Origin of the sequence: Streptomyces sp. NPDC003035 (assembly GCF_042888285.1) — a bacterium.
In the GTDB taxonomy this organism is placed as follows: Bacteria; Actinomycetota; Actinomycetes; order Streptomycetales; family Streptomycetaceae; genus Streptomyces.
Genome location: NZ_JBIAPJ010000011.1, coordinates 44,661 through 68,351, shown reverse-complemented (window position 1 = coordinate 68,351; position 23,691 = coordinate 44,661). Strand labels below are relative to the sequence as shown.

Here is a 23,691-nt window from a genome sequence, read left to right as displayed (position 1 = left end):
CGCGGCCCCGCGGCTCCCCTGCCCCCGCGAGGAGACCGCCGATGTCCGCGACTCCGCCTCCCACTGCCACTCCCACTCCCACTCCCACTCCGTACCGCTACGACGATCTGCGCGCCCTGTACCTCAACTGCACACTCAAGCGCTCCCCCGAGATCAGCAACACCGAGGGCCTGATCGACCTCAGCAGGGCCGTGATGGAGCGGCAGGGCGTGGCGACCTCGCTGGTACGGCCCGTCGACCACGACATCGCGACGGGCGTGTGGCCGGACATGACCGAGCACGGGTGGGAGTCGGACGCCTGGCCCGAGCTGTACGAGCAGGTCATGGGGGCCGACATCCTCGTGCTGTGCGGTCCGATCTGGCTCGGGGACAACAGCTCGGTGATGAAGCAGGTGATCGAGCGGCTGTACGCCTGCTCGAGCCTCCTCAACGAGGAGGGGCAGTACGCCTATTACGGCCGGGTGGGCGGTTGTCTGATCACGGGGAACGAGGACGGGGCCAAGCACTGCTCGATGAACGTGCTCTACAGCCTCCAGCACCTGGGCTACGTGATCCCGCCGCAGGCGGACGCGGGCTGGATCGGTGAGGCCGGGCCGGGGCCTTCCTATCTGGACCCGGGCTCGGGCGGTCCTCAGAACGACTTCACCAACCGCAACACCTCGTTCATGGCGTGGAACCTGATGCATCTGGCGGAAATGCTGAAGCGGGCGGGCGGCGTCCCGGCGCACGGCAACCAGCGTTCGGCCTGGGACGCCGGCTGCCGGTCGGACTTCCCGAACCCCGAACACCGCTGACCGGTCGGCCTGGTCCGTGCGCGGACGCCCCCTCAGGAGGCTCCGCGAGCGCCCGTTTTGGATTGTCGGACGATCATCCCTACGATCCGGCAGATGATCACGAGAAAACGGCTGGCGACCGGAGCCTGCGCGCTGCTCGCCGCCCTGGCCGTCGGGCTCGTCCCGACCGGCGCCGCCGCCGACGAACCGGCGGCGAAGGAACCCCCCAAGGTCGAGCTGGTCCTCGACGTCAGCGGCTCGATGCGGGCCCGCGACATCGACGGCCAGTCGCGCATGGCCGCGGCCAAGCAGGCCTTCAACGAGGTGCTCGACGCGGTGCCCGAGGAGGTGCGGCTCGGCATACGCACCCTCGGCGCCGACTACCCCGGGCCGGACCGGCAGAAGGGCTGCAAGGACACCCGGCAGCTCTACCCCGTCGGCCCGCTCGACCGGACCGAGGCGAAGACGGCGGTGGCCACCCTGGCCCCCACCGGCTGGACCCCGATCGGTCCGGCCCTGCTCGGGGCGGCCGAGGACCTCAAGGGCGACGGCAACGCCACCCGCCGGATCGTGCTCATCACGGACGGCGAGGACACCTGCGCCCCGCTCGACCCCTGCGAAGTGGCGCGCGAGATCGCCGCCAAGGGCATCGGCCTGACCATCGACACCCTGGGCCTGGTGCCGAACGCCAAGATCCGGCAGCAGCTCACCTGCATCGCCGAGGCGACCGGCGGCACCTACACCTCGGTCCGGCACACCGAGGAACTCTCCAAGCGGGTCCGCCAGCTGGTCGACCGCGCCGCGGACCCGGTCGTGACCCCAGTGGCCACCGAGGGCGCCGAGCGGTGCGCGGACGCCCCGCGGCTGGAGGCCGGTCTGTACACCGACCGTCAGGTCTTCGGGCGGCACCGCTGGTACCGGGTGGACGTGCTGCCCGGGCAGGAACTGCGCGCCTCGGTGAGCATCGCGGCCGACCGGGCCGTCAACGACGACTACGGCGTCCTGCTGCGCGCGGTGACCGTGCACGGCCGTAAGGTCGTCCGGGGCTCCGAGGCGGGCGACGGGCGGACGGACGTCATCTCGACCGGGCTGCGCTATCCCAAGCCGCCGGTCGACGGCATCGACAACGACACGAAGCCCGCGGCGGAGACGGTCTGTCTCCAGGTCAGCAACTCCTTCTCGGCGCCGCCGTCGGTGAAGACGACGCCCGGCATGCCGATCGAGCTGACCGTCGACCTGGTCGACGCGCCCGACGAGGCGTCCGACGTGGCCGCCTTCGGCCTCGGCCGCGGCTGGTGGCTGCTCGGCGTACTGGTACTGGCCGGTTTCGTGGGCGGTCTGCTGTGGGGCTGGCTGTCCCGCTGGCGCGTCGCCGTCTGGAGGACCAACTGATGCGTACCGTACGCACGCTGACCACCGTCCTGCTGGCGGGGGCAGGGCTGCTCGGTCCGGCCGTCGTGCCCGCCCTCGCCGACTCCCCGTCCCCGAGCGGCAGCGCGAGCGCCGCCGCGACGGCCGGGCCGACGGAGGCCGGCACCACCTTCCGTACCGCCGCCTTCTTCCGGCAGGGGCAGCAGGCCACCGCCGAGGCATCCACGGGTGACTACCTCTACTGGGTGTTCCCCGCGGACACCGGGCAGCGGCCCACCGTGACGGCCTCGGTCACCCTTCCCGAGGCGGCCGCCCGGCACGGCGCCTCGACCTGGCGGATCGACGTCTACGACGGACTGCGCCGCCGCCAGCCGTGCATGTACGGGATGCAGTCCAGGGCCGCCGCGAAGGAGGCCGCGTCCGTGGAACTGTCCTGCACCCTGCGCACGATCCGCCCCTGGGCCGACACCTGGGACGACGACCCGCTGCCCGGCAGCTACTACGTCCGCCTGACGGTCACCGGCCTTCCCGAGGACGATCTGGGCCAGCCGTTCACGGCTCGCGTGGGTGCGGTCTCCGTCGAGCAGGGCGGTGCGTACGCGGGCGGCGGCTCGCTCGCCGCCCCGCTCGTCCCGGGCGCCACGGCGGAGGACGCGGCCGCGGCCGACGCGCCGTCGGCGGTCGAGGCGCGGGCTCCCGAGGACGGCTGGTCCTCCGGCTGGTGGTCCGACCGCTGGGTCTGGACCGCGGTCGGCGGAGTCCTCGGCGCGCTCGCCGGTATCGCCGGCCACTCCCTGACGCGGGGCTCCGGCCGCCCGTCGCGGGTGCCGCCGGCCGTCTGAGGCACCTGAGCGGCCGCGGCTGCCCGGCAGTCGCGGCCGACACCCCGGTCCGCCCGGTAGGGGGCGCCTCAGTGCCCGGCCGGGCGGACCAGGCCCGTGTCGTAGGCGTAGACCGCCGCCTGGGTGCGGTCGCGCAGACCGAGCTTGATCAGGATGCGGCTCACGTGGGTCTTGACGGTCTGCTCGGCGACGACCAGCCGGGTGGCTATCTCGGCGTTGGACAGACCGTGGGCGATGAGGCCCAGGACCTCGGTCTCGCGTTCCGTCAGCGCGCCGACGCGGTCCTTGAGCGGGGTGCGGGGTCCTGCGCTGAGCCGGGAGAACTCGGCGATGAGGCGCTTGGTGACGTTCGGGGCGAGCAGCGCGTCGCCGGCCGCCACCACCCGTACGGCGTGGGCGAGTTCGTCGGCGGAGGCGTCCTTGAGGAGGAAGCCGGAAGCGCCGGCGCGCAGCGCCTCGTACACGTACTCGTCGAGGTCGAAGGTGGTCAGGACGAGCACCTTCACGGTGGTGCCCGCGGGTCCGGTGATGCGGCGGGTGGCCTCGATGCCGCCGGTGCCGGGCATCCGGATGTCCATCAGGACGACGTCCGGGGCGAGTTCGGCGACCTGGGCGACGGCGTCGTCGCCGTCCACGGCCTGGCCGACGACCTCGATGCCGGGCTCGGCGTCGAGCAGCACGGTGAAGCCCTGACGGACCATCTTCTGGTCGTCGACGATGAGGACCCGGATCGTACCGCTCGTCATGTGCCGTCCTTGCTGCTCTCGGTGGGAAGAGTGGCGGTCACCTCGTAGCCGCCGTCCGGGGTGGGCCCCGCGGTCAGTTCGCCGCCCAGCATGGCGGTGCGCTCGCGCATGCCGAGCAGCCCGTGCCCCGGTCCCCGCGAGAGCCGGGCCGCGGCGGGATCGGTGGGGCGGGTCGGCGGGGTGTTGACGATCCGTAGGTGGATCCCGGTGGGGCGATAGCCCGTCTCCACCCGCACCCGGGCCCCCGGTGCGTGCCGCATGGCGTTGCTCAGCGCCTCCTGGACGATGCGGTACGCGGAGAGTTCGACGCCCGGTGCGAGCGCGCGGCGTTCTCCCGCGGTCCCCGCGTCGACGGTGAGCCCGGCGGCGCGGACGTTGTCGAGGAGGTCGTCGAGCCGGTCCAGGGTGGGCTGGGGGGTGTGCCGTACGGAGTCGGCGGCCTGGTCCTCGGCGCGCAGGACGCCGAGGACACGGCGCAGTTCGGTCAGCGCCTCGACGGCGTTCTGGCGGATGCCCGCCAGGTTCTCCTTGAGCTCCTCGGAGGGGTTCTCGACGAGGTGGGGGGCGACCTGGGCCTGGATGGAGATGACCGACATGTGGTGGGCGACGACGTCGTGCAGCTCCCGGGCGATGCGTCCGCGCTCCTCCAGGACGGTGCGGCGGGCCCGCTCCTCGGCGGTGAGGACCTCCTGCTCGACAAGCCTCGTCCGCGCCACACGGCTGATGCGCAGCGAGGCTCCGACCACCGCCGCGGTCGCGAAGGAGAGGGAGCCGCCGGTGATGTCGTCGTTGTGGGGAAAGCCCGTCGGCATCACCGCGTTGACCACTCCGCTCAGCACGGTGATCACGAGGGTGACGACCGTGACCCGCAGGGGGACGCGAAGGGCGAGCAGCAGGACGACGAAGGTGTGGACGACGATGCCCCAGATGCTCCAGGGCCAGGCCATGTCCGGCCCGACGGTCGAGTCCCCGATCCTGGCGATGAGGAAGAGCGCGGTCGTGGAGAGCCACCAGGCGGGCAGGGGGCGGCTCAGGGCGAGGACCAGGGCGGCGGCCTGGAGGACGACGAGCAGCTGTACGGGCGCCGTGAGCACGGCCGCGTGGTTGTAGGCGGCCATGTTGGCCGTGCCCGCGAGGACGGCGAGCAGCACGAGGTGGCCGTGCGGCAGCCAGCCGAACCACGCCTGCCGGGGCAGCGGGTCGCGCGCCGTCGTCAACAGGTCATGCCGCAGGGTGCGCGGTACTCCCCGCAGGGCAACGATCAGCGCCCGCCCGTAACCGTCCCCCACCCGTTCCCCCTTGTCCGTCGCGTCCAGCCTAGGGCCTGTCTCTTGGATCAGGCCGGATCAGCGAGCGGCGCCCGGTGCGTGCGATCGCAAGGCGGAGGAGGGAGTCCATGCGGTGGGGGTACCTCCCGTGCCGCTAGGCACAGGGGGCCATCGACGACTGACGACAACGCAGCGAGCGTGCGTGCCGGGCGTCGCGAGCCCGGCCTGATCCAAGAGACAGGCCCTAGGCACCTCGGATCTCCTTCCTCGCGGCGGGTCGCCTCTCGCGACCGGGGCGGCGGCCGCCCTGTTCGTACGTACGGAACGCGGCGACGCACACCAGCAGCGCGAGCGCGAAGAACGGCAGCCAGGCGAGCCGGGCCAGGACCCAGCCGTACCCGTCGGGCACGGTGTGCAGGCCCAGGAGCGGTCCCAGGCCCACGAGTTCGCCGGCCTGGAGGCCGGTGACGGTCACGGCCATCAGCGCGGTCTGGTGCCAGAGGAAGACGGTCATCGCGCCGAGGTTCAGCAGCGCCACCGCGGCCCAGGCGACGGGCCGGCGCAGGGCGCGGCGCAGCGGTCCGAGCAGCAGCAGGGCTCCCCCGCACTGGGCGAGACCGAAGGTGACGGCCGCCAGGGTGGGCGGGTTGAGGTTGGAGACCGGCGCGCCGGGCACGCCGACCATGGAGGCGGGGTAGCCCGCGCAGAGGACGAGGAGGGCGGTGGCCGCGGCTCCCCCGAGCAGCAGGGCCCAGCCGGTCGTCCGGCCCGGGAGCCCGTGCCGGGACCAGGCAGCGCCCAGGCAGTACGGGACGAGCCAGCCGGCGGCCACGTTGATCCAGCCGAGGCCGTCGGGTCCGTCGAGGCCGAACCGGATCAGGTCGACGTGGAGGACGACGGCCAGCGGCCACAGCGGGTGCACCCGGGCGACGAGGGGGGTCGCCGCGGTGAGCGCGGCGAGGACGAGCAGGAACCAGAGCGGGGAGACGACGAGCTTGCCGAGCGTGTACAGGGTCTGCCAGGGCACACCGGCGGCGAGCATCGCGAGCGTCGCCACGGTCCATACCGCGAGCAGGGCGACGACGGGACGGAAGAACCGTTCCAGCCGGGCCGCGAGCCAGTGGCCGTAGCTCTCCCGCCGGGCCCGGGCGGCGGCGTGGCTCCTGGCGGCCACCTGCCCACCGACGAGGAAGAAGACGGCCAGGGTCTGGAAGACCCAGGAGACCGGGGCGAATTCCGGCAGGTGCTGGAGGGGTCCGGCCGCGCGGATGGTGCCGCTGTCGGCGACGAGGGCGGTCACGAGCCAGTGGCCGAGCACCACGCCGAGGATGGCGAGGGCGCGCAGGGCGTCGAGGGCGCGGTCGCGGTCCGGTGGGGTGGCGGCCTCGATCCGGCGGACGAGTTCACGCATCGGCGGGCTCCTGCCCGTCGACGATCCGGGCGAGGTTCTCCAGGGGTACGGAACCGGGGACGAGGTAGTCGCTGTGTCCGCCGTCGCCGGCGTCGAAGACGCGGGCCCCGAACTCCGGCGCGATCGGGTCGGTGCCGAACCCCAACTCCCCGAGAAGCAGGGGCAGGCGGACATGGGGCACGTGGGCGATCCAGTCGCGCGCGGCGCGCCCGGCCCAGACGGTGGCCGGGGTCTGCAGGTCCGCGGCGCTGTCGGCGCCGGTGCCGGGGCTTCCGTACAGGACGATGCCGGCGACGGGGAGCCCGGGGGCCGCCTCGGCGCAGACGACGGAGCCGTAGGAGTGGCAGAGGAGGGTGAGGCGGGCGGTGGGCTTGGCGGCCTTCAACTCCCCGACGAGGTCCCGGAGTGCGGGAGCTGCCGCCTCGGCCCGCCCGGGGGTGACGGCGGCCGCGCTCGCGGTGGCGGGGGTGCGGTAGCCGAGCCAGGCGAGGACGGCGGCGCGCTCGCCCAGCTGCCGCTGGAGGGCGAGGGCGCCGTTCCGGAACCGCTCGCTGCCGAGCGCCGTGTCGGAGCCGGGGACGAGGACGGCGATGCGTTCGGCACGCGCGAGGTCGCCGAGGACCTCGACGCCGCGGCCGCCGTCGCGGCCGTCGAAGGAGAGGAAGTGCCGGGTGGGGTCCGCCATGGCGCGCAGGGTGGTGGCCCTCTTCCGGTAGCCGTGGTCGGCGGCCGTCCGTTCGGCGGCGCGGATGGCGTCCCGGTTGGCGGCGTACCGCGCGTCGAGGCCCGCGGCCGTGGCCGAGGACGGGGTGAGGGGGCGGAGCGCGGCGGGGGCGGGTGCCGGGACGGCGGCGGGGTGGGCGGCGCCCGCCGTCGGTACCGCCACCGAGGCGGTGACGAGTACGGCGAGCAGCGTGCGGCGCAGGCGGCGACTGCGCGGGCGGGACGCCATGGTGTGGTCCTTCCGTACCGGACGAGGTGCTTCGTTCCGGTACCGAACGTATGGATCACGCCCTGTGGTCGGCGTCCCGCCGGAGAGGACAGTCCGCGGGTAGCTCTCAAGTACTACGGGTCGCAGTCGCGGCGCCGGGGACGGAGGCTCAGGCGCCGGGGACGGAGGCTCAGGCGCCGGTACGGGCTCGGCGGGCGGGGAAGCCGTGGGTGCGGGCGGCCGTCACGACGATCAGGACGGGGGCGAGGAGCAGCAGGACGCTCCAGGGCAGTGCGGCGGCGCCGAGGCGGTCGAGGAGGAGTCCGCCGACGACGCCTCCGCCCGCCATGGCCGCGTTCCAGAGGCTGACAAGCATGGTCTGCGCCGTGTCCGCCGTCTCGCCGCCGGCGTCGGACACGGCGGTCTGCAGCACGGTCGGCGCTCCGCCCCAGCCGAGTCCCCAGAGCGCGGCGGCGGCGTAGACGAGGGCGGTGCTGTCGGCGGCCACGGCAAGGGTGCCGGAGGCGACGGCGAACATCACGGTCCCGGCGAGGGCCAGGACCCGCAGCCGGCGGTCGATGTGCAGGCCGGTGAACCAGATGCTCAGCAGGGAGGAGCCGCCGAAGACGAGGAGGACGAGGCCGGTGGAGCCGCCCATGCCGAGGTGGTCGAGGAAGGTGGCCACATAGGTGTAGAGGATGGTGTGGGCGAGGACGAGGACAAGGGTGACGAGCAGGACGGGGGCCACACCGGGGACGGCGAGCGTCCGCCGGATGGGCGCGCGGCCGCCCCTGGGCTGCCCGGGATGGTCGGGGACGGTGAGCGTGATCCAGGCGAGGAGCACGGCGGCGAGAGCGGTCATGACCAGGAAGGTGATCTGCCAGCCGAGCGCGGCGCCGAGGAAGGTGCCGGCGGGTACGCCCAGGGAGAGCGCGAGCGGAACGCCCGTCATGACGACGGCGATCGCCTTGCCCTGGAGGTGGACCGGCGCCAGGCGGCGGGCGTATCCGGCGAGCAGGGCCCAGGCGAGGCCGGCGGCGACGCCGGCCACGAACCGGGCGGCCATGGTGAGGGGGTAGTGGGTGGAGACGGCGGTGACCGTGTTGGCGAGAGCGAAGCCCGCGACCGCGGTGAGGAGCAGGCGCTTGCGCCGCCAGCCGGCGGTGGCGGCGGTGAGCGGGATCGCGGTGAGCGCGGTCCCGATCGCGTAGATGGTGACGGACTGGCCCATGGCCGCCTCGCCGACGCCGAGGTCGGCGCTCATCGCGGGCAGGACGCCGGCGGGGAGGGTCTCGGTCAGGCTGGTGATGAAGACGGCCGTGGCCAGGGCGAGGAGGGCGGGGAGCGGCAGCTTTCCGGAGGGCGGTACGGGTCCTGATACGCGTGCGGGTGAGGGTGCGGGTGAACCGGTCTTCGACGAGGTGGGGTTGCTCATGCCTCGTATCTGAAACCCTCACATTGGTGTCAGGGTCAAGCGAGATCCCGTGACTACCCTCGCGAACGAGCGCGACCGGATGACCGAACCCCCATCCGCTTCCTGACGGTCTCAGCGCGCTGTCGGTCCGGTCCAGTCCACGGGCACGTGCGCGAGGCGGACCCGCTGGGGGTGGTCGCCGACGGCGACGGAGGCGACGCGGCGGCCGGTGGCGAAGTCGATCGCGGTCACCCGGTCCGAGCCGCTCTCCGAGATGACGCAGGCACGGCCGTCGCCGCTGACCGTGGCCCAGTAGGGCTTCGACGCCTCCACCAGCGGGCCCTCCGTCAGGGTCGCGCGGTCGACGACGGTGGCGTAGTCGTCCATGGTGGCGGCGACGCAGAGCCGCTTGCCGTCGGGGCTCATGGACATGCCGTGGTGGCGGGAGTCGTTGACCCAGGTGGTGCGGTCGGGGTCGGTCGCCGGGTTCTCGGGGAGCGTCTTGACGCGGGTGACGCGGTCGGTGGCGACGTCGTACTCGACGAAGCCGTTGAAGAACGAGACCTGGAAGTAGAGCGTGGACTCGTCCGGGGTGAAGGCGACGGGGCGCACGGCGTCGGAGAGGTCCTTGCGGCCGAAGGCGTCGAGCCGGGCGCGCATGTCGACGACGCGGACCTGCTCGAAGGTGCGGGCGTCGACGACGGTGATGCGGCGATCGCCCTTGGTCCAGTCCCAGGCCGGGGCGTCGAGGGCGGTGGTGACCTCGCCGATGGACATGTTCCAGAGGTGGCGCCCGTCGGCCGTGAAGACGTTCTCGTGCGGCTTGTCGCCGGTGGCGAAGGACCCGACTTCCCGGCCGGTGGTGATGTCCAGGACGTGCACCCGGTTGGCGGTCGAGGCGGAGACGGCGACCCGGGTGCCGTCGGGCGAGACGGCCATGTGGTCGGAGCGGAAACCGGACACGGGGAAGCGCCAGTTGATCGCGCCCGAGCGGAGGTCGATGGAGACGACGTCGGCGAAGCTCGGCCGGGAGACCACCATCGCCGAGCCGTCCGGGGTGGCGTACATGTCGTCGACGAACTGGTCGTGGCCCTCGCCGGGGCCTTGCCGGATGCCCAGGAAGTACGCCAGCTTGACCGGGTTGAGCCCGATCTCCCACATGCGCGCCTGGCGGTCGGGGATCACGTTGACGCGGCCGATGCGCGCCAGGTCGCCGGTGGACTCGATGACGTCGGCGGTGCCGTCCCAGTTGTTGCCCACGAACATCACCTGGCGCAGTCCGGCCGGCCGCGCGGAGTCGGCGGGCGGTACGGCGGCGACGGCGCCGCCCCCGGTGACGGTGAGCGCGAGGGCGGCGGCGAGGGAGCCGAGCATGAGACGGCGCGCTCCACGCGTCCGGGCAGCAGGCATGGGGGTCCTTCCGGGAGGCCGTGCGGCATCATCTGCCCTGCCGGTCAGGGCAACTTACCCGACGGTAGGGAGTTGTCGCGCTCGCGACAAGACCTTGGTACGGGGAAGTCGGCGCGGAGAGTCGATACGGGCCCCCGCCTCCCAGGGCCCCGACCCACCCTCTCACCGGGCGGCGCGGTCGTATTGGAGGAGCACCACGCCGTTGCCGAAGGCGTGCGTTTCGACGAGGTCGAGCCGGGTCAGCGCGTCGCGGTCCCGGAAGAGGGGCTTGCCTCGGCCGATGAGGACGGGATGGACATAGATCCGGTACGCGTCGATCAGGTCGAGGTCCATGAACGACGCGGCGAGGTCCGCGCCGCCGAGGACCAGGTCTCCCCCTGGCTCCGCCTTCAGCGCCCGGACCTCGTCGGCGTCGACCCGGCGCACGAGCGTGGTGTTCCAGTCGGCGCGCTCCAGGGTCGTGGAGTAGACGATCTTCGGCTTGTCGCGCCAGATGCCGGCGAACTCCACCATCTCCGGGGTGCTCGCGGGGTCGGTGTCCGCCGTCGGCCAGACCCCGGCCATCAGCTCGTACACGACCCGCCCGTGGAGGAAGCCGCCCATCGCGGCGAGCTCCGTGTTGAAGTGCCGGTGCAGCTCCCCGTCGACCACGTGCCAGTCGATCTCACGGTCCGGGCCCTCGATGTAGCCGTCGAGGGAGACCCCCATCATCAGGACGATCTTCCTAGCCATGGTCCGGTCTCCCTCGCGCTGGGTCGCTGTGCGGGTCAGGGCATGCGGCGGGCTCCCGCCACGATCGCCTCCCGGATCCGGTTATAGGTCCCGCAGCGGCAGATGTTGCGGATCTCGTCGAGATCGGCCTCGTCGACCTCCCGGCCGGCCTCACGGGCCCGGCGGACCTTGGCGACCGCCGTCATGATCTGCCCGGGCTGGCAGTAGCCGCACTGGGCCACGTCGAGGTCGAGCCAGGCCTCCTGCATCGGGTGGAGGTCCTGTCCGACGGTCGCGGGCAGCCCCTCGATGGTGGTGATCTCGTCGGTGGCCGCGATGTCCTTGACCGGGACCGAGCAGGGGTTGAACGCCTTGCCGTTGATGTGGCTGGTGCAGGCCTGGCAGACGCCGATCCCGCAGCCGTACTTCGGTCCGGTGACGCCCAGGACGTCCCGGAGCACCCACAGCAGCCGGACGTCGTCCTCGACGTCGGCCGTGACGGCCTTGCCGTTGAGGATGAAGGTGTGTTGCGGCACGGTGGCTCCTGGTCCTAGAAGGCGCGGTCGAGACCGTCGACCGGCGAGGCGGGGATCGGCGGGACGGTGGGCTTCGGCTCGAACCCGAGCGGCTCGGCGTGGTTGACGGGGAAGGTCGTCGGCATGGTGCCGGTGGCCCGGCCGTACGCGCAGGCGACCGCGGCCATCGCGCCCGCGACGGCCAGCTCGCCCGCGCCGCCCGGCCGGTCCGAGGTCGACGGCATCACGACGATCTCCAGCTCGGCGGGGTGTTCCACTGGCGGGTGTAGAAGTAGTTGTCCCAGCTGGCCTCCTGGAAATGCCCGTCGCGCAGGTGGAGGCCGGAGGTGAGGGTGACGGCGATGCCGTCGATGATGCCGCCCATCATCTGGGCCTGGAGGCCGCGCGGGTTGACCACGAGGCCGACGTCGGCGGCGCAGACGACCTTGGTGACACGCGGACCCGTGTACGCGTCCTCGACCTTCCGTCCGGTCGTCTCCGGCCGGCAGTCGATCTCGGCGAGGACGGCGACGAAGGAGTGGTACTCCGGGTGGACCGCGATCCCCTGCGCCACGCCCGCGGGCAGCGCCCGGCCCCAGTCCCCCACCTCGGCGGCCTTGTCGAGGACCGCCCGCGCGCGCTCGTCCTTGAGGTACTGGCGGCGGAACGCGTAGGCGTCCTTGCCCATCCGCCGGGCGAGCTCGTCGACGACCAGCTCCTGCGCGCACCGGACGTTGGGCGAGTAGATGTTGCGCATGGAGCCGGTGTTGAAGCCCTTGTCGGTCTCGCTCAGCAGCTGGGTGGTGACGCCGAAGTGGTACGGGCTCTGCTGCGTGAGCTGGAAGATCGTCTCGGAGAAGGTGAGGTCGCCGCCGGGCAGTCGGGCGGCCGAGGAGGTGATGATCTCGCCGAGGCCGTGACCGAAGTCCGTGGCGACGGAGGTGTGGCGCTGCTCGTACGTCAGGACCTCGCCGAGGGTGTACGTGGCCCGGACCCGGGAGGTCGACATGGGATGCGTACGGCCCTGGCGGAAGTCGTCGGTCCGGTGCCACATCAGCTTCACCGGCTTGCCCATCGCCCGGGAGATCTCGGCGGCCTCGCGGGCGGCGTCGTGGAAGAGCTTGCGGCCGAACGACCCGCCGCCCTCGGTGACATGGACCTTCACGGCGGTGGGCGGCAGGCCGAGCTGGAGCGCGATCTGTTCCTGGGCGACGATCGGGGACTTCAGGCTCGCCCAGACCTCGGCCGAGTCCGGCCGCACGTCCGCGATCGCGCAGTTGGTCTCCAGTGCGCTGTTGCTGGCGAAGTGGAAGGTGAAGCGGGCGTCGACCGCCTTGGTCAGGAGCGGCAACGGCGGTACGACGAGCGGCAGTTCCGCCGCTCGCAGCTTCCGCAGGACGGTCGCGTCCGAGGCTCCTTCGGCGGTGCCGGGGCCCCAGGTGACCCGGAGGGCCCGGACGGCGTCGATGCACTGGCCGAAGGTGCGGCCGCGGACGGCGACTCCGGTGGAGATCCGTACGACGTCGGTGATGCCGGGCATGGCCCGGACCTCGTCCAGGTTCTCGACCGAACGGACGGTGCCGTTGATCGTCGGCGCCCGGCAGACCATCGTGGGCAGCGCGTCCGGCACCTGGACGTCCATGGCGAACTTCTTGCGTCCCGTCACGGCCTCCAGGGCGTCGATCCGACGCTGCGCGGTGCCGATGACCGTGAACTCGGAGGGCTGCTTGAGGGCGACGCCGGCCGCGGTGTCGGTGACGGAGGCAGCCTTCACGGCGAGTTCGCCGTAGGTGAGGCTCCGGCCCGTCGTCGAGGAGACGATCGCCCCGGCCCTGGCGGTGAGCGAGCCCACAAGCTCCCCGAGCTCCAGTGCGGCGGCGCGCAGCAGCCGGCCCCGGGCGACGGCCGCGGCGACCCGGATGGGCGTGAAGGTGGACATGGTGGTGTTGGAGCCGCCGGTGAGCTGGTTGAACAGCAGCTCGGGGCGCGCGTCGGCGAGGCTGACCCGCACCTTCTCCAGCGGCAGGTCGAGCTCCTCGGCGATCAGCATCGCGGAGGAGGTGGTGATGCCCTGACCGACCTCGGCCCGGGGCAGGGCGAAGGAGGCGGTGCCGTCGGCCTCGATCCGGATGGTGATCAGGTTCGCGGTGGGCAGGGCGGCCTGCGTGAGCATGTCGTTGAGATCGTAGATCTCCGACGGCCCGGGCAGGGAGGGCACCAGGGAGGGAGCCGCGGCGGCCGCCGGGGACGGTGCGAGCACCGCCTCGCCGAGCTGGGCCGCGACGGTCAGGGTCGGTGCCGCCAGGACGTAGCCGAGGAACCGGCGCCGATCCACGGCCCGCGGCGCGGACTCCTCCTGGGGGTGGTGCTGCGCATCGTCGCGCGCTGTCATCGGCTGCCCTCTCGACGGACCACGAAGTCCTGGAGATCATCGCGCACTTGGTGCCCGCGCGGGTCCCGGAACGGCACAGCGTTCACGCCGAGCACGCCAAGCCCTCACGACCCGGAGAGCGGAAGCGGGGAATACGTGCACAGGACCTGCGGTTCCGGTCCTGCGTGGCAGTTCGCCGCACCGGCTCGGAAGGACGCTCCATGAAGATCGGCATCATCGGCGCAGGCAACATCGGCGGCAACCTCACCCGCCGCCTCACGGCCCTCGGGCACGACGTGTCCGTGGCCAACTCCCGCGGCCCCGAAACCCTCACCGCGCTCGCCGCGGAGACCGGCGCGAAGCCGGTGACCGTCACCGAGGCGGCGCGCGGCGCCGAGATCGTCGTGGTGACCGTCCCTCTGAAGGCGGTGCCCGACCTCCCCTCCGGGCTCTTCGACGACGCGGCGGAGGGCTTCGCCGTGATCGACACCGGCAACTACTACCCGCAGCAGCGTGACGGCCGGATCGCGGGCATCGAGGACGACGGCCTGACCGAGAGCCGCTGGACCGAACAGCACCTCGGCCACCCGGTCGTCAAGGCGTTCAACGGCACCTACGCCCAGGACATCCTCGACAAGCCCCTCCCGGCCGGGGACCCGGAGCGCATCGCCCTGCCGGTGGCGGGCGACGACGAGGTCGCGAAGAAGGCCGTACGGAACCTCATCGACGAGCTGGGCTTCGACACCGTCGACGCCGGCGGCATCGACGACTCCTGGCGCCAGCAGCCCGACACCCCGGTCTACGGCCTCCGGGGCGGAGTCGCGGCCGTCATCGAGGCCCTCGCCCAGGCATCGCCCGAGCGACCCGCGTCGTTCCGGGGCTGACACCCGCCCGTGGCCGGACGCGCCGGGCCGCCCTCTCCCTCTCAGCCGGCGTAAAGCCCTGGAACTCGCCCCTTCAGTCGGCGTAGGCGGCCACCGGCGGGCCCTGTGGGTGGGCGCCCAGGGTCGGTGCGAGCCACTTGTCGTACGAGGCCATCCAGGGACTGCGGGCGCCGCCCTTGCGATAGTCCTCCAGGACCGCGTTGACCCGGCGGACGAGGTCCGTGTCGTCCTTGTTCATCGCGACCCCGTACAGGGAGGTGTCCAGCCGCGGGCCGACCAGCCGGAGGTTGGGGTCCTGCGCCACGAGCCCGGCGGCGAGGGTGGCGTGGGTGAGGACGGCGTCGACGTTGCCCTGCTGGAGCTCGACGAGACAGTCCAGATGGCTCGCGGTCTCCACGGCGACGGCCCCGGTCGTGGAGCCGCGCAACAGGTCGGCGGCCGAGCTGCCTTTGCTGAGGCAGACGCGCCGCCCGCGTACCGTCGCGTCGAAGCCCTTGATCCCGGATCCCTCGGCCACGAGGAGTTGATGGCCTGTCTCGAAGTAGACGCTGGAGAACGCGACATCGGCCAGCCGCTCGCAGGTGATGCTCATCGTGCGGACGACGACGTCGACCTGGCGGGCCTGGAGCCGGGCGATCCGCTGGCTGGGCGGCATGCCGACGAAGCGCACGGTGGCCTTCGGGCCGAGGATGTCACGGGCGATGGCCCGGACGAGGTCGATGTCGAAGCCGGCCGGTTCGCGGGTCCACGGGTCCCGTGACCCCCAGAGGTAGCTGTTCAGGTCCACGCCCGCGACGAGATGACCACGCTCCCGGATGCGCCGCACGGCCGGGCCGTCCACGCGTGAGGGCCGCGGGCCCGCCCGCCGTGGGTCGCAGGACGGGGCGCGCGCGGCGGGCTCGGCGGCGGGCCGGGCGGCCGTACGGGGAGCGGCGGGCGGTCCGGCCGTCACAGCCGCGGCCGGAGCCGCGGCCAGGAGCATCGCCGTGAGGAGCAGCCACAGCACGGAACGGCCGCCCAGCGGTCTTCCTCCCCGCCGCGCCACCCCGGATCCAGCAGTCACAAGCCCCACCCCCGCGCAGGCGAATCCCGTCACCCAAGGCTACGCGGCATTCCTTCAACGGGCGGGCGTGTTCGAAGAGTTGGGCACTCGTTGGCCCACGCTTCACCGTCCCCGGAGGGCCGGCAGGGCGGGAAGCGACGGAAGGGCCGGCAGTGACGGAAGCGTGAGCCTCCGGCCCACTTGGGCGCTCCGGCTCCCCTCCCTCGTCGGCCGCACGGCGCGCAGCTGGCAGCGGGACAGCCGGGCGCGCTGTCCACCACTGGTGATCAGGGCGTTCACCGGCGTCATCGGGTCCGCGCCGACGCTCCGCGCCAGCAGCATGCCGACGGCGAGGGGAAGCAGTGCCACCGCCAGCGCCGAGCCGGTGGCGGTGACGTGCTGCATACGGCGGTTGAGCCGGGCGTCCGAGGTCATGACCGTATTCGACCAGCGGACGCCGGGCCCGGTATCGGCCGACGTACTCACTCCTGCCGTGCGCACGTACTCACTCGTGAGGCGCCCCGGTCCACGGTCACGCGGGAGCACGGACCGGTTCGTGCCCTCCGGGCGCGCCCGCTTGGCCGGCTGGGGCGGGTTGCGTGGACAATCGACCGCACCGTACGCACACCGAGGAGCCCACGACACCATGGCCGACTACCGCATCGAGACCCTCCGCACCGGCTACCGGACCTGGATCGCCCGTAACGACCGGGGCGCGGAGGTGCGCATCGGGGCGGCCGACGACACGGACGCACAGCCCTCGTTCACACCGGTCGAGCTGCTGCTCGCCGCCATGGGAGGCTGCGGCGGCATGGTGGTGGACCGGACCGCCCGCGCCGTGGACCACGACGACCTGCGGATCGCGGTCGAGTCGCTCTCGGGGCCGGAGGACGACGGCCGGGTGGGCCGGATCAGGGTCAGTTACGAGTTCGAGCTGCCCGAGAGCAACCCGAAGGCGGCGGAGGTCTTCGCGCGCGGGGTACGGCTGACGCACGAGAAGTTCTGCACGGTGAGCCGGACCGTCGAGCACGGCGCGGCGGTGGAGGCGGTGCTGCCGGACGGGACGGTCGGCTTCCGGGCGGGCTGATCCTCTCCGGCCCGGCCCCTGAGGGCGAGCCCGGAGCGCCCGAGCCCCTCCAGCGGGCATCCGCTACTCCTCGATGGCGCCGCCGATCCGGCGCAGATGCTGCCGGAAGGTGTACGACGGGTCCGCCTCCCGCCGCCCGAGGTACTCCGCGAACCTCGTCTGCGCCCGCAGCGTCTCACCGGCCCTGATCCCGCGCGCCTGTTCGCGCTCGGTACGGTGGATGCCGCGGGCGGTCTCGAGGACCGCGTCGACGCGGTCGGCGGCCACGAACAGCACGCCGTCGTCGTCACCGAAGGCGACGTCGGCGGCGCTCACGAGGTGCTCGCCGCACCGTGCGGTGCGCAGGGCTTCCGGGTCCCGGGCGTCCAGGCGGACGGGACCGGGCGCGTGGCGGCCGTAGGAGAAGACGGGCAGCGCGATCTCGACCAGGTCGGGGGTGTCCCGGTGCAGCCCCCAGACGACGAGGCCCGCGACTCCCGCCGCCTCGGCCTCCAGCACGGCCAGGTCCCCGACGCAGGCCTCGTCGCGGCGACCCGCGTTGTCGACGACCAGAACGTCCCCGGGCTCGGCCGCGCCGAAGGCCTCCAGGAAGACGTCGACGCTGCCGTAGTGCCGGGCGGGCAGCACCCTTCCGGCGAGGCGCTGCCCCGGCACGACCGGTGCGATGCCGGCGGGAGCGGCGCGCAGTGGTTCACCGAGCCGGACGCAGGCGTCGGCGATCAGGGGCGTGGAGAGCTCGGCGAATTCCTTCAGCATCGATGATGTCCGTTCTCCGACGTCCTGCTCGGTCGGTGAGGTGACGCTCCGGTCCGCGGCCTGGGTGTGCCGGCCGACGCGCGGATGCTATCGCCGGGGCTGCCCGCGGTCCCGGGCCACTTCCGCGGATGTGGCCCGCGCGGCGGCCGGACGGACCGCAGTAGGTTCGCGCCGGGGGCGCGAAGGCCGTCTCCCGGTTCGCGCGGCCTTGCGCCGGGGAGGGATTCACCGCCGTGATCGTGATCGCACATCTCAGCGACATCCACATCGACAGCTCATCGCGCAGCGTGGAGCGCACCAGGTCCGTGATGACCTATCTGGAATCTCTCGACGCCGACCTCGACGCGGTGGTGGTGACCGGCGACATCGCCGACCACGGTCTGGAGTCGGAGTACCTCCAGGTACGGGAGTTGCTGCGGACCCGGCACCCGCTGCTCGTCTGTCCGGGCAACCACGACCGGCGCGACGTCTTCCGCGAGGTGCTGCTCGGCGAGCCCGCGGCGGGGGGACGGGCCGGCGCCCCGGTGAACCAGGTGCTGCGCGGGGAGGGGTTTGTGCTGGCGCTGGCCGACTCGTCGGTGCCGGGCAAGGACGAGGGGTTCCTGGAGGAGGAGACCCTCGCCTGGCTGGAGTCCGTACTGGACGGGACACCGGACGACGTGCCGGTCCTGGTGGGGTTCCACCACCCGCCGACCGCGCTGCACATCCCCTTCGTCGACGGCATCCGCCAGTTCGGGGAGCACCGGCTCGCGGAGCTGGCCGGACGCGGGCGCGGGCGTGGCATCGTGGCGCTCCTGTGCGGGCACGCGCACACCGCGGCCGCGACCACCTTCGCGGGGCTCCCGCTGCTCGTCGCGCCGGGGGTGATCTCGACGTCGAAGCTCCCCTGGGAGTCGTACGACCGCCCGAGCGGGCATGTGTACCGGGACGAGATGGCGCCGTCGCTCGCCTTCCACGTCCTGGACGACGGGGGCAGGATCACCACCCACTACCGGAGCGTCCCCGTTTAGCGGGGCGGTGCGCGGAGAGTCGCGAGGATGAGGCCGCCCACACCGCCCGGGATCGGCGGCCCGCGAGCGGGAGGCTGATGTGTCCCTCGACGGAAAGCGCGTCCTCGTCCTCACGACGAACTACGGCGCGGAACAGGACGAGCTGAAGAAGCCCGTGGAGGCGCTGCGCGAGGCCGGGGCCCGGGTCACCTTGGCGGCGCAGAAGGCGGAGCCCGTCCTCACGCTCGTCTCCGACCGGCGTCCCGGTGACGTCCTACGGCCGGAGACGACGTACGCGGAGGTGTCGGCGGACCGGTTCGATGCCGTCGTGGTGCCGGGCGGCACCGTCAACGCCGACCGCCTGCGGGTGGACCCGGCGGCCCAGCGGCTGCTGACGGCGTTCGCCGAGAGCGGGAAGACCGTGGCCGCGATCTGCCACGGTCCGTGGCTGCTCGTCGAGAGCGGGCTCGTGCCGGGCAAGGAGCTGACCTCGTACCCCACCCTCCGGACGGACCTGGTGAACGCGGGCGGGACGTGGGTGGACCGTGATGTCGTGGTCGACACGTCCGGCGGCTTCCGGCTGATCACCTCACGCCGGCCGGCCGACGTCCGCCGCTTCGCGGAGGCGATCATCGAGGCCCTCGGCGGGGACCCGTCCTGAGACGGGCCCCGGCCCGGAGGCCGGGTCCCGCGCCGAGTGGATCGGCGGGGGGGCACGGCCTGGGCCGCGTGGGGGCACTTCGAGCCGCCTCGCTCAGCGCAAAGCCCGGCGCGCGGTCCGGCGCGCGCTGACGGTCCGCCGCCCCCGCCTGGACCGGTCAGGAGAGCCAGAGCTCGCGGACCTGGCGCAGGGGGTCGCGCTCGACGCGCGGCTCGGTGTCCCAGAGCATGATGGCGCGGTCCCCCGCCGTGTAGCGCGGCCAGGACTCGCCGGGGTCCTGGTCCCGTACGAAGGCGACCCAGGCGCGGTGCATCGCGTCGGCGAGGGCGCGCGGGGGCGCGTCCCCGGCGGCGGCCGTGACGCCCTCGGCGTCCAGGAGGTCGAAGGCGTACGGCAGGTCGAGGCAGTGGAAGGCCATCTCGTTCACCGGCGACTCCCAGACGAACTGGTACAGCCAGGTGGGCCGTTGGCGTGCGGCCCTGGCTTCGGCCAGGGCGAGGGACGGTGCGCGGAAGGTGGCGTCGGTCAGCGCCTGGCCGAACAGGCGGTCATGGCCGCCCGCCGCGTAGGCGGCGGTGAAGGACTCCACCCGGTCCGGCGCCAGGCCGACGGAACCGAGGAGGACCGGCAGGGGCGGGCCGTCGGGGCCCGGGGCGGGGAAGGCGTTGAACTCGTGTGCCGTGAAGCCCAGCATCAGCGGGACGTCGGCCCCCGCGTCGCCGTCGGTCAACGCCTCGAGGACCGGTTCCGGGATCAGCTCGCCGTCGGCGAAGGGCGCCAGGGACAGCAGGGGCGGCAGCCCCTCGCGGTCCGGGCCCGGCGCGCCGAGCCGGTCCTGGAGGTCGAGCAGTTCGTCGTCGCTCAGGTCGCGCAGCGCGGCGGCGGTGGCGGCCACGCCGGTACGGGCGGTGAACAGGCGGGCGGCGGCGCGGGCGACCTCGGGTCCGTCCGGGCGCATCACCGCGCCGGAGACGGAGAGCGCACCGCGGAACAGGTCCCGGGCGGCGGGGACGGCGAGCAGGGTCTGTACGGCGCCGCCGCCCGCCGACTGGCCCGCGACGGTGACCTTGGCCGGGTCGCCGCCGAAGCGGGCGATGTTGTCACGGACCCATTCCAGGGCGGCGATCCAGTCGAGGACGCCCCGGTTGTCGGGTGCGCCCTCCACGTGCAGGAAGCCCTCGATGCCGAGCCGGTAGCCCAGGGAGACCAGGACGACGCCGTCCCGGTTGAAGGCGGAGCCGTCGTACCAGGGGCTGGCCGCGGACCCGGCGACGTAGCCGCCGCCGTGGATCCAGACGAGAACGGGCAGACCCTCCGCATCGGGAGCAGGGGTGAAGACGTTGAGGTTGAGCACTCCGGCGCCCGGCACGCAGGGCTCGGGGATGGTGGTGACCTCGGCGAAGGGGCGGCGCTGGGCGGTCGGTCCGTACGCGGTGGCGTCGAGGGGCTCGGTCCAGGGCTCCGGCGGCACGGGGGCGGCGAACCGGAGGTCGCCGACGGGCGGCTGGGCGTAGGGGATGCCGAGGAACCGGACGCTGCCGTCGGCGCGGCGCTCGCCGCGGACCGGGCCGCGGGTGGTGGTGACGAGGGGTGCGGCGGTGCGTGTCATGGAAGCTCCTGCGCGACGGGGTCTGCCGGGGACGTCGACGGGCAGCAGCTTACACGTGTCACCCCTCGGCGTGACCGTATGGATCCATCCGCCGGTCGGCGCCCCGGGAACGGGTGTCGGACTCCTGGACGAGGGGAAGACCGCGTACGGACGGCTCTGCGGGAGGGGGTGGCGGCGGTATGGACGCGGCGACGGTGGTCGGGATCCTGGTGGTCGCCCTCGGCGCGGCCCTGATGGCGACGGGCGCGCTCCGGCAGGGGCGGGCGGTGCGACCGCTGCACCCGGCACGGGCGCGCGTCGCCGCCGAGCGGGCCCGCTTCCGGGTCCTGCTGCGCGCCGCCGGCATGGCGATCGCGTCGGCGCGGGACGCCGCCGGCCACGGGGAGCCGGCCATTGTCACCGTCGAGGACGTGATGCGCCTGGCGGCCGACCACTTCGGGCACGTCGAGGTGTCCCGCGACCATGCGGCGGCGGCCCTCCGCCACCAGTACGAACGTGCCGCCTGCGCCGCGGACTGCGTGACCGACGCGTACGGCTGACGCGTCCTCGGGGCCCGTACCCCGCCGTCCCGGCCGGCGGCTCGCGCCCTGACCGGATTACTCCGATTACTCCGATTCCGGCGGGACCGGCGTCGCCTGGTGGTAGTACATCCGCCAGCCCGCCCCCTCGCCACCCCGGCGCCAGAGCGAACTGCGGCGGGCGCGATGGCCGTCGATGACGGTCTCGTACGTCAGGTGGACCAGGCCCGGGGCCAGGACGGTGCCGGTCATCGCCGAGGGCTCGTACCGCGGGCCGTCCTCCGTACCGCCGGGGAGGTCCGGGAGCGCGGCGAGCATGTCCGCGTACGTCCAGCGGCGGCCGGACGCGCCGACCTCGACGAAGGCGGGGTCGAGCAGTTCCCGGGCGAGCGCGCGGGAGGTGCGGACGGAGGGTTCCATGAGCCGGAGTTCCGCCGCGACAGCCTCGGCGACGTCGGCAACCTCGGCGGCGTCCTTCGCCGCGCTCACAGGGCGATCCAGTAGCGCCGCTTGCGGCCGAGCTCCGTCTCGCGGATGTCTTCCAGGACGCCGCCGTTGCGCTCGATCGTGCGCGCGGAGGCGATGTTGTCCTCGTCGCAGGTCACCAGCACCCGGTCGAGGCCGAGGGCGCGGGCCTCGGGGAGGACCGCGCCCAGCGCCCAGGTGGCGAGACCGCGGCGGCGGGCGGAGGGCCGGACACTGTAGCCGATGTGCCCGCCCGCGCGCAGGAGGAGGTCGTTGAGCTCGTGGCGCAGGTCGATCGCGCCCGCGTACGCGCCGTCCTCGACGATCCACCAGTGTGTGGCGTGCACCCAGCCCTCGGCGAGCGGTCTGGTCGGGTCGGCCTGGGCCCGCAGTCTTCCGACCCAGGCGGCGAACACCTCCGGACTGGCGAGGGCGTCTCCTTCCGCCAGCCTCATTCCGGCACCGTCCTGGTGGGCGCCGGGGGTCCACTCGGCGTGTGCTGCGAGCCAGGAGGTGTGCAGACCTGCTGTGGGGGTGACCAGTTCAGGCATAGGCGGGACGATAACAGGCCAACGGCCTTATTGATCAGGGGTTTTCCTCGCCCCCCGACGTGTCGGGGGGACCCGGACGCTCCCCACTACTCCCCCGTGACGCCGTCGATGCGTTCGCGCAGCAGGTCCGCGTGGCCGTTGTGACGGGCGTACTCCTCGATCATGTGGGCGAGGACATAGCGCAGCGAGTACGCCTCCTCGCCGAGGTGGCCGTGGACGTCGAGGGAGTCCGCCGCGTCCACGACGGCGCGGGCGCGGGCGCATTCGTCCCGCCACACCGCGAACGCCTCGGCGACGCCGGCCTCGTCGAGGTCGTCGACGTCGAAGTCCGCCCACTCCGTCGAGCCCGCGGGCGTCCAGGAGCTGCGGCTCTCCTCGCCGCTGACGACATTGCGGAACCAGCCGCGTTCCACCTCGGCCGCGTGCCGCACGAGGCCCACGAGGGACAGCCCCGACGGGGGGATCGCGCGCTGCTTGAGCTGGTCGGTGGTCAGCCCCGCGCACTTCATCTCCAGCGTGTCGCGCTGGAACTGGAGCATCGCGGTGAGCGTGGTGCGCTCGTCGGCGGCGCGGGGCGGTTGCGTGCGGCGATCGTCGTTCATCGGATCATCGTGCCAGCGGACGCGGATGCCGGTCCCGGCATTTTCGCGTCGGCCACCATGGAGGCACCCCCATGAAGACGCCCCCGCGCCGTCGGCGGCGCGCCCCGAACGCGCGTTTCACATGCCGGGGTCAGTCGCCCTTGCGTACGGCGTAGTCACCGAACCCGACCCAGTCCAGGGCCACACAGGGCTCGTCACCGAGCACCCAGGCGTCATGGCCCGGCTTGACGGCCATGAAGTCGCCGGCACCCAACTCGGCCGACTCCCCGTCGTCCATGACGACCTTCATCCGGCCGCTGACGACGTACCCGACGTGGGCGGCTTGGCAGCTGTCCGTACCGGCTATGGGCTTGACGTGCTTGGACCACTGCCAGCCCGGCTGGAAGACGGCCCGGCCGACCGGACCGCGGTCGGCGTTGATCACGTCCAGCCTGCCCTTGCCGTCCTCGAAGGGACGGGTCTCATCTGCGGAGTCGAAGCTCCGGGACACGATTCCGGTCATGTTCATCCGCCTCCCAGGCGGTGAGACGTACCAGCCCCCGAGTCCTCTTCCAGGTTACGCCGAACGGCCTTCGCGCGACGCCTCCTTGCCCGGCGGTACGGAAGCGCCGAACGCGCCTGAAGGGGCGCGCGTATATCGATACGTCACCCCGCGTGACATTTCGGTGACCATTCACCGAACGGTTACCTCTTCGACCACTCTTTGGCAGATCCGCGCTAATCCGCCGGTCCATTTCTGTGCGGATTCCATATCGGGCAGATCT

General features: G+C 73.0%; 24 protein-coding genes and 1 pseudogene. 8 read left to right on the top strand and 17 right to left on the bottom strand.

Translation table 11 applies throughout. The annotated features are described in order from the left end of the window. Window positions 1-41: 41 nt before the first annotated feature. The 3 genes from ACFYV5_RS30525 to ACFYV5_RS30515 all read left to right on the top strand — a co-directional run bounded on the left by ACFYV5_RS30525 (window position 42) and on the right by ACFYV5_RS30515 (window position 2,986). Entirely contained in the window at window positions 42-794 is a 753-nt protein-coding gene (locus ACFYV5_RS30525) for a flavodoxin family protein (protein WP_389173683.1), read from the top strand. A 93-nt stretch (window positions 795-887) separates the two neighbouring features. Continuing rightward, window positions 888-2,165, top strand: a complete 1,278-nt coding sequence (locus ACFYV5_RS30520) for a VWA domain-containing protein (protein ID WP_389173681.1) — start codon at window positions 888-890, stop codon at window positions 2,163-2,165. Further along, window positions 2,165-2,986 (top strand): hypothetical protein, encoded by an 822-nt coding sequence (locus ACFYV5_RS30515; RefSeq protein WP_389173679.1) that lies wholly within the window; start codon window positions 2,165-2,167, stop codon window positions 2,984-2,986. Before ACFYV5_RS30520 ends, ACFYV5_RS30515 begins: the two co-directional genes overlap by 1 nt. A 68-nt stretch (window positions 2,987-3,054) precedes the next feature. Here the strand turns inward: ACFYV5_RS30515 and ACFYV5_RS30510 are convergent, their stop codons facing one another. The 9 genes and pseudogenes from ACFYV5_RS30510 to ACFYV5_RS30470 all read right to left on the bottom strand — a co-directional run bounded on the left by ACFYV5_RS30510 (window position 3,055) and on the right by ACFYV5_RS30470 (window position 13,784). Continuing rightward, window positions 3,055-3,732, bottom strand: coding sequence for a response regulator (locus ACFYV5_RS30510; RefSeq protein ID WP_389173677.1), 678 nt, complete (start codon window positions 3,730-3,732; stop codon window positions 3,055-3,057). Further along, complete coding sequence (locus tag ACFYV5_RS30505; RefSeq protein WP_389173675.1) at window positions 3,729-5,021, bottom strand: sensor histidine kinase; 1,293 nt, start codon at window positions 5,019-5,021, stop codon at window positions 3,729-3,731. The genes ACFYV5_RS30510 and ACFYV5_RS30505 overlap by 4 nt, the downstream gene beginning before the upstream one ends. Before the next feature lie 223 nt (window positions 5,022-5,244). Continuing rightward, window positions 5,245-6,411: an acyltransferase gene (locus tag ACFYV5_RS30500; protein WP_389173673.1), complete on the bottom strand. Its 1,167-nt coding sequence runs from the start codon at window positions 6,409-6,411 to the stop codon at window positions 5,245-5,247. After that, window positions 6,404-7,363, bottom strand: a complete 960-nt coding sequence (locus ACFYV5_RS30495) for an alpha/beta hydrolase (RefSeq protein WP_389173671.1) — start codon at window positions 7,361-7,363, stop codon at window positions 6,404-6,406. Before ACFYV5_RS30495 ends, ACFYV5_RS30500 begins: the two co-directional genes overlap by 8 nt. 169 nt (window positions 7,364-7,532) lie before the next feature. After that, the gene (locus tag ACFYV5_RS30490) at window positions 7,533-8,777 is read right to left on the bottom strand and encodes an MFS transporter (RefSeq protein ID WP_389173669.1); all 1,245 of its coding nucleotides are present in this window, start codon (window positions 8,775-8,777) and stop codon (window positions 7,533-7,535) included. A gap of 111 nt (window positions 8,778-8,888) precedes the next feature. Next, the gene (locus tag ACFYV5_RS30485) at window positions 8,889-10,166 is read right to left on the bottom strand and encodes a YncE family protein (protein ID WP_389173667.1); all 1,278 of its coding nucleotides are present in this window, start codon (window positions 10,164-10,166) and stop codon (window positions 8,889-8,891) included. Window positions 10,167-10,328: 162 nt separating this feature from the next. Then, complete coding sequence (locus ACFYV5_RS30480) at window positions 10,329-10,898, bottom strand: dihydrofolate reductase family protein (RefSeq protein ID WP_389173665.1); 570 nt, start codon at window positions 10,896-10,898, stop codon at window positions 10,329-10,331. Between the two features lie 35 nt (window positions 10,899-10,933). Beyond that, window positions 10,934-11,413 (bottom strand): (2Fe-2S)-binding protein, encoded by a 480-nt coding sequence (locus ACFYV5_RS30475; protein WP_355112798.1) that lies wholly within the window; start codon window positions 11,411-11,413, stop codon window positions 10,934-10,936. 14 nt (window positions 11,414-11,427) lie between these two features. Beyond that, window positions 11,428-13,784, bottom strand: a pseudogene (locus ACFYV5_RS30470) (molybdopterin cofactor-binding domain-containing protein). A gap of 164 nt (window positions 13,785-13,948) precedes the next feature. Between ACFYV5_RS30470 and ACFYV5_RS30465 the strand changes: the two are divergent. Further along, a complete protein-coding gene (locus ACFYV5_RS30465; protein ID WP_389173663.1) occupies window positions 13,949-14,647 on the top strand; it encodes an NADPH-dependent F420 reductase in 699 nt (232 codons plus the stop codon). 73 nt (window positions 14,648-14,720) lie between these two features. On the opposite strand, the gene ACFYV5_RS30460 is transcribed toward ACFYV5_RS30465, so the two are convergent. Together ACFYV5_RS30460 and ACFYV5_RS30455 are read right to left on the bottom strand one after the other, a co-directional pair. After that, complete coding sequence (locus tag ACFYV5_RS30460; protein ID WP_389173661.1) at window positions 14,721-15,710, bottom strand: glutamate ABC transporter substrate-binding protein; 990 nt, start codon at window positions 15,708-15,710, stop codon at window positions 14,721-14,723. Window positions 15,711-15,812: 102 nt separating this feature from the next. Then, window positions 15,813-16,124 carry a hypothetical protein gene (locus tag ACFYV5_RS30455; protein WP_389173659.1) on the bottom strand — a complete coding sequence of 104 codons (312 nt, stop codon included), beginning with the start codon at window positions 16,122-16,124 and terminating at the stop codon, window positions 15,813-15,815. Window positions 16,125-16,335: 211 nt separating this feature from the next. Between ACFYV5_RS30455 and ACFYV5_RS30450 the strand changes: the two genes are divergently transcribed. Next, window positions 16,336-16,776 (top strand): OsmC family protein, encoded by a 441-nt coding sequence (locus tag ACFYV5_RS30450; protein WP_389173657.1) that lies wholly within the window; start codon window positions 16,336-16,338, stop codon window positions 16,774-16,776. Between the two features lie 63 nt (window positions 16,777-16,839). Here the strand turns inward: ACFYV5_RS30450 and ACFYV5_RS30445 are convergent, their stop codons facing one another. Then, complete coding sequence (locus ACFYV5_RS30445) at window positions 16,840-17,532, bottom strand: RraA family protein (protein ID WP_355112787.1); 693 nt, start codon at window positions 17,530-17,532, stop codon at window positions 16,840-16,842. A gap of 233 nt (window positions 17,533-17,765) precedes the next feature. Here ACFYV5_RS30445 and ACFYV5_RS30440 point away from each other — a divergent pair, with 233 nt between their 5' ends. Together ACFYV5_RS30440 and ACFYV5_RS30435 are read left to right on the top strand one after the other, a co-directional pair. Beyond that, complete coding sequence (locus tag ACFYV5_RS30440; RefSeq protein ID WP_355112785.1) at window positions 17,766-18,542, top strand: metallophosphoesterase; 777 nt, start codon at window positions 17,766-17,768, stop codon at window positions 18,540-18,542. A gap of 79 nt (window positions 18,543-18,621) precedes the next feature. Further along, a complete protein-coding gene (locus ACFYV5_RS30435; protein WP_355112784.1) occupies window positions 18,622-19,182 on the top strand; it encodes a type 1 glutamine amidotransferase domain-containing protein in 561 nt (186 codons plus the stop codon). Between the two features lie 157 nt (window positions 19,183-19,339). On the opposite strand, the gene ACFYV5_RS30430 is transcribed toward ACFYV5_RS30435, so the two are convergent. Further along, window positions 19,340-20,791 (bottom strand): carboxylesterase/lipase family protein, encoded by a 1,452-nt coding sequence (locus ACFYV5_RS30430; RefSeq protein WP_389173653.1) that lies wholly within the window; start codon window positions 20,789-20,791, stop codon window positions 19,340-19,342. A gap of 179 nt (window positions 20,792-20,970) precedes the next feature. Here ACFYV5_RS30430 and ACFYV5_RS30425 point away from each other — a divergent pair, with 179 nt between their 5' ends. Further along, window positions 20,971-21,330, top strand: a complete 360-nt coding sequence (locus ACFYV5_RS30425; protein ID WP_389173651.1) for a hypothetical protein — start codon at window positions 20,971-20,973, stop codon at window positions 21,328-21,330. A 66-nt stretch (window positions 21,331-21,396) separates the two neighbouring features. Here ACFYV5_RS30425 and ACFYV5_RS30420 read toward each other — a convergent pair whose 3' ends face one another. From ACFYV5_RS30420 to ACFYV5_RS30405, 4 genes are all read right to left on the bottom strand, one after another. After that, on the bottom strand, window positions 21,397-21,798 hold the full coding sequence (locus tag ACFYV5_RS30420) for a DUF4440 domain-containing protein (protein ID WP_389173649.1): 402 nt from the start codon (window positions 21,796-21,798) through the stop codon (window positions 21,397-21,399). After that, window positions 21,795-22,325: a GNAT family N-acetyltransferase gene (locus ACFYV5_RS30415; RefSeq protein ID WP_355112778.1), complete on the bottom strand. Its 531-nt coding sequence runs from the start codon at window positions 22,323-22,325 to the stop codon at window positions 21,795-21,797. The genes ACFYV5_RS30420 and ACFYV5_RS30415 overlap by 4 nt, the downstream gene beginning before the upstream one ends. Window positions 22,326-22,411: 86 nt before the next feature. Further along, a complete protein-coding gene (locus ACFYV5_RS30410; protein WP_389173647.1) occupies window positions 22,412-22,927 on the bottom strand; it encodes a DinB family protein in 516 nt (171 codons plus the stop codon). Window positions 22,928-23,057: 130 nt separating this feature from the next. After that, window positions 23,058-23,429 (bottom strand): cupin domain-containing protein, encoded by a 372-nt coding sequence (locus ACFYV5_RS30405; RefSeq protein ID WP_389173645.1) that lies wholly within the window; start codon window positions 23,427-23,429, stop codon window positions 23,058-23,060. Window positions 23,430-23,691: the final 262 nt, after the last annotated feature.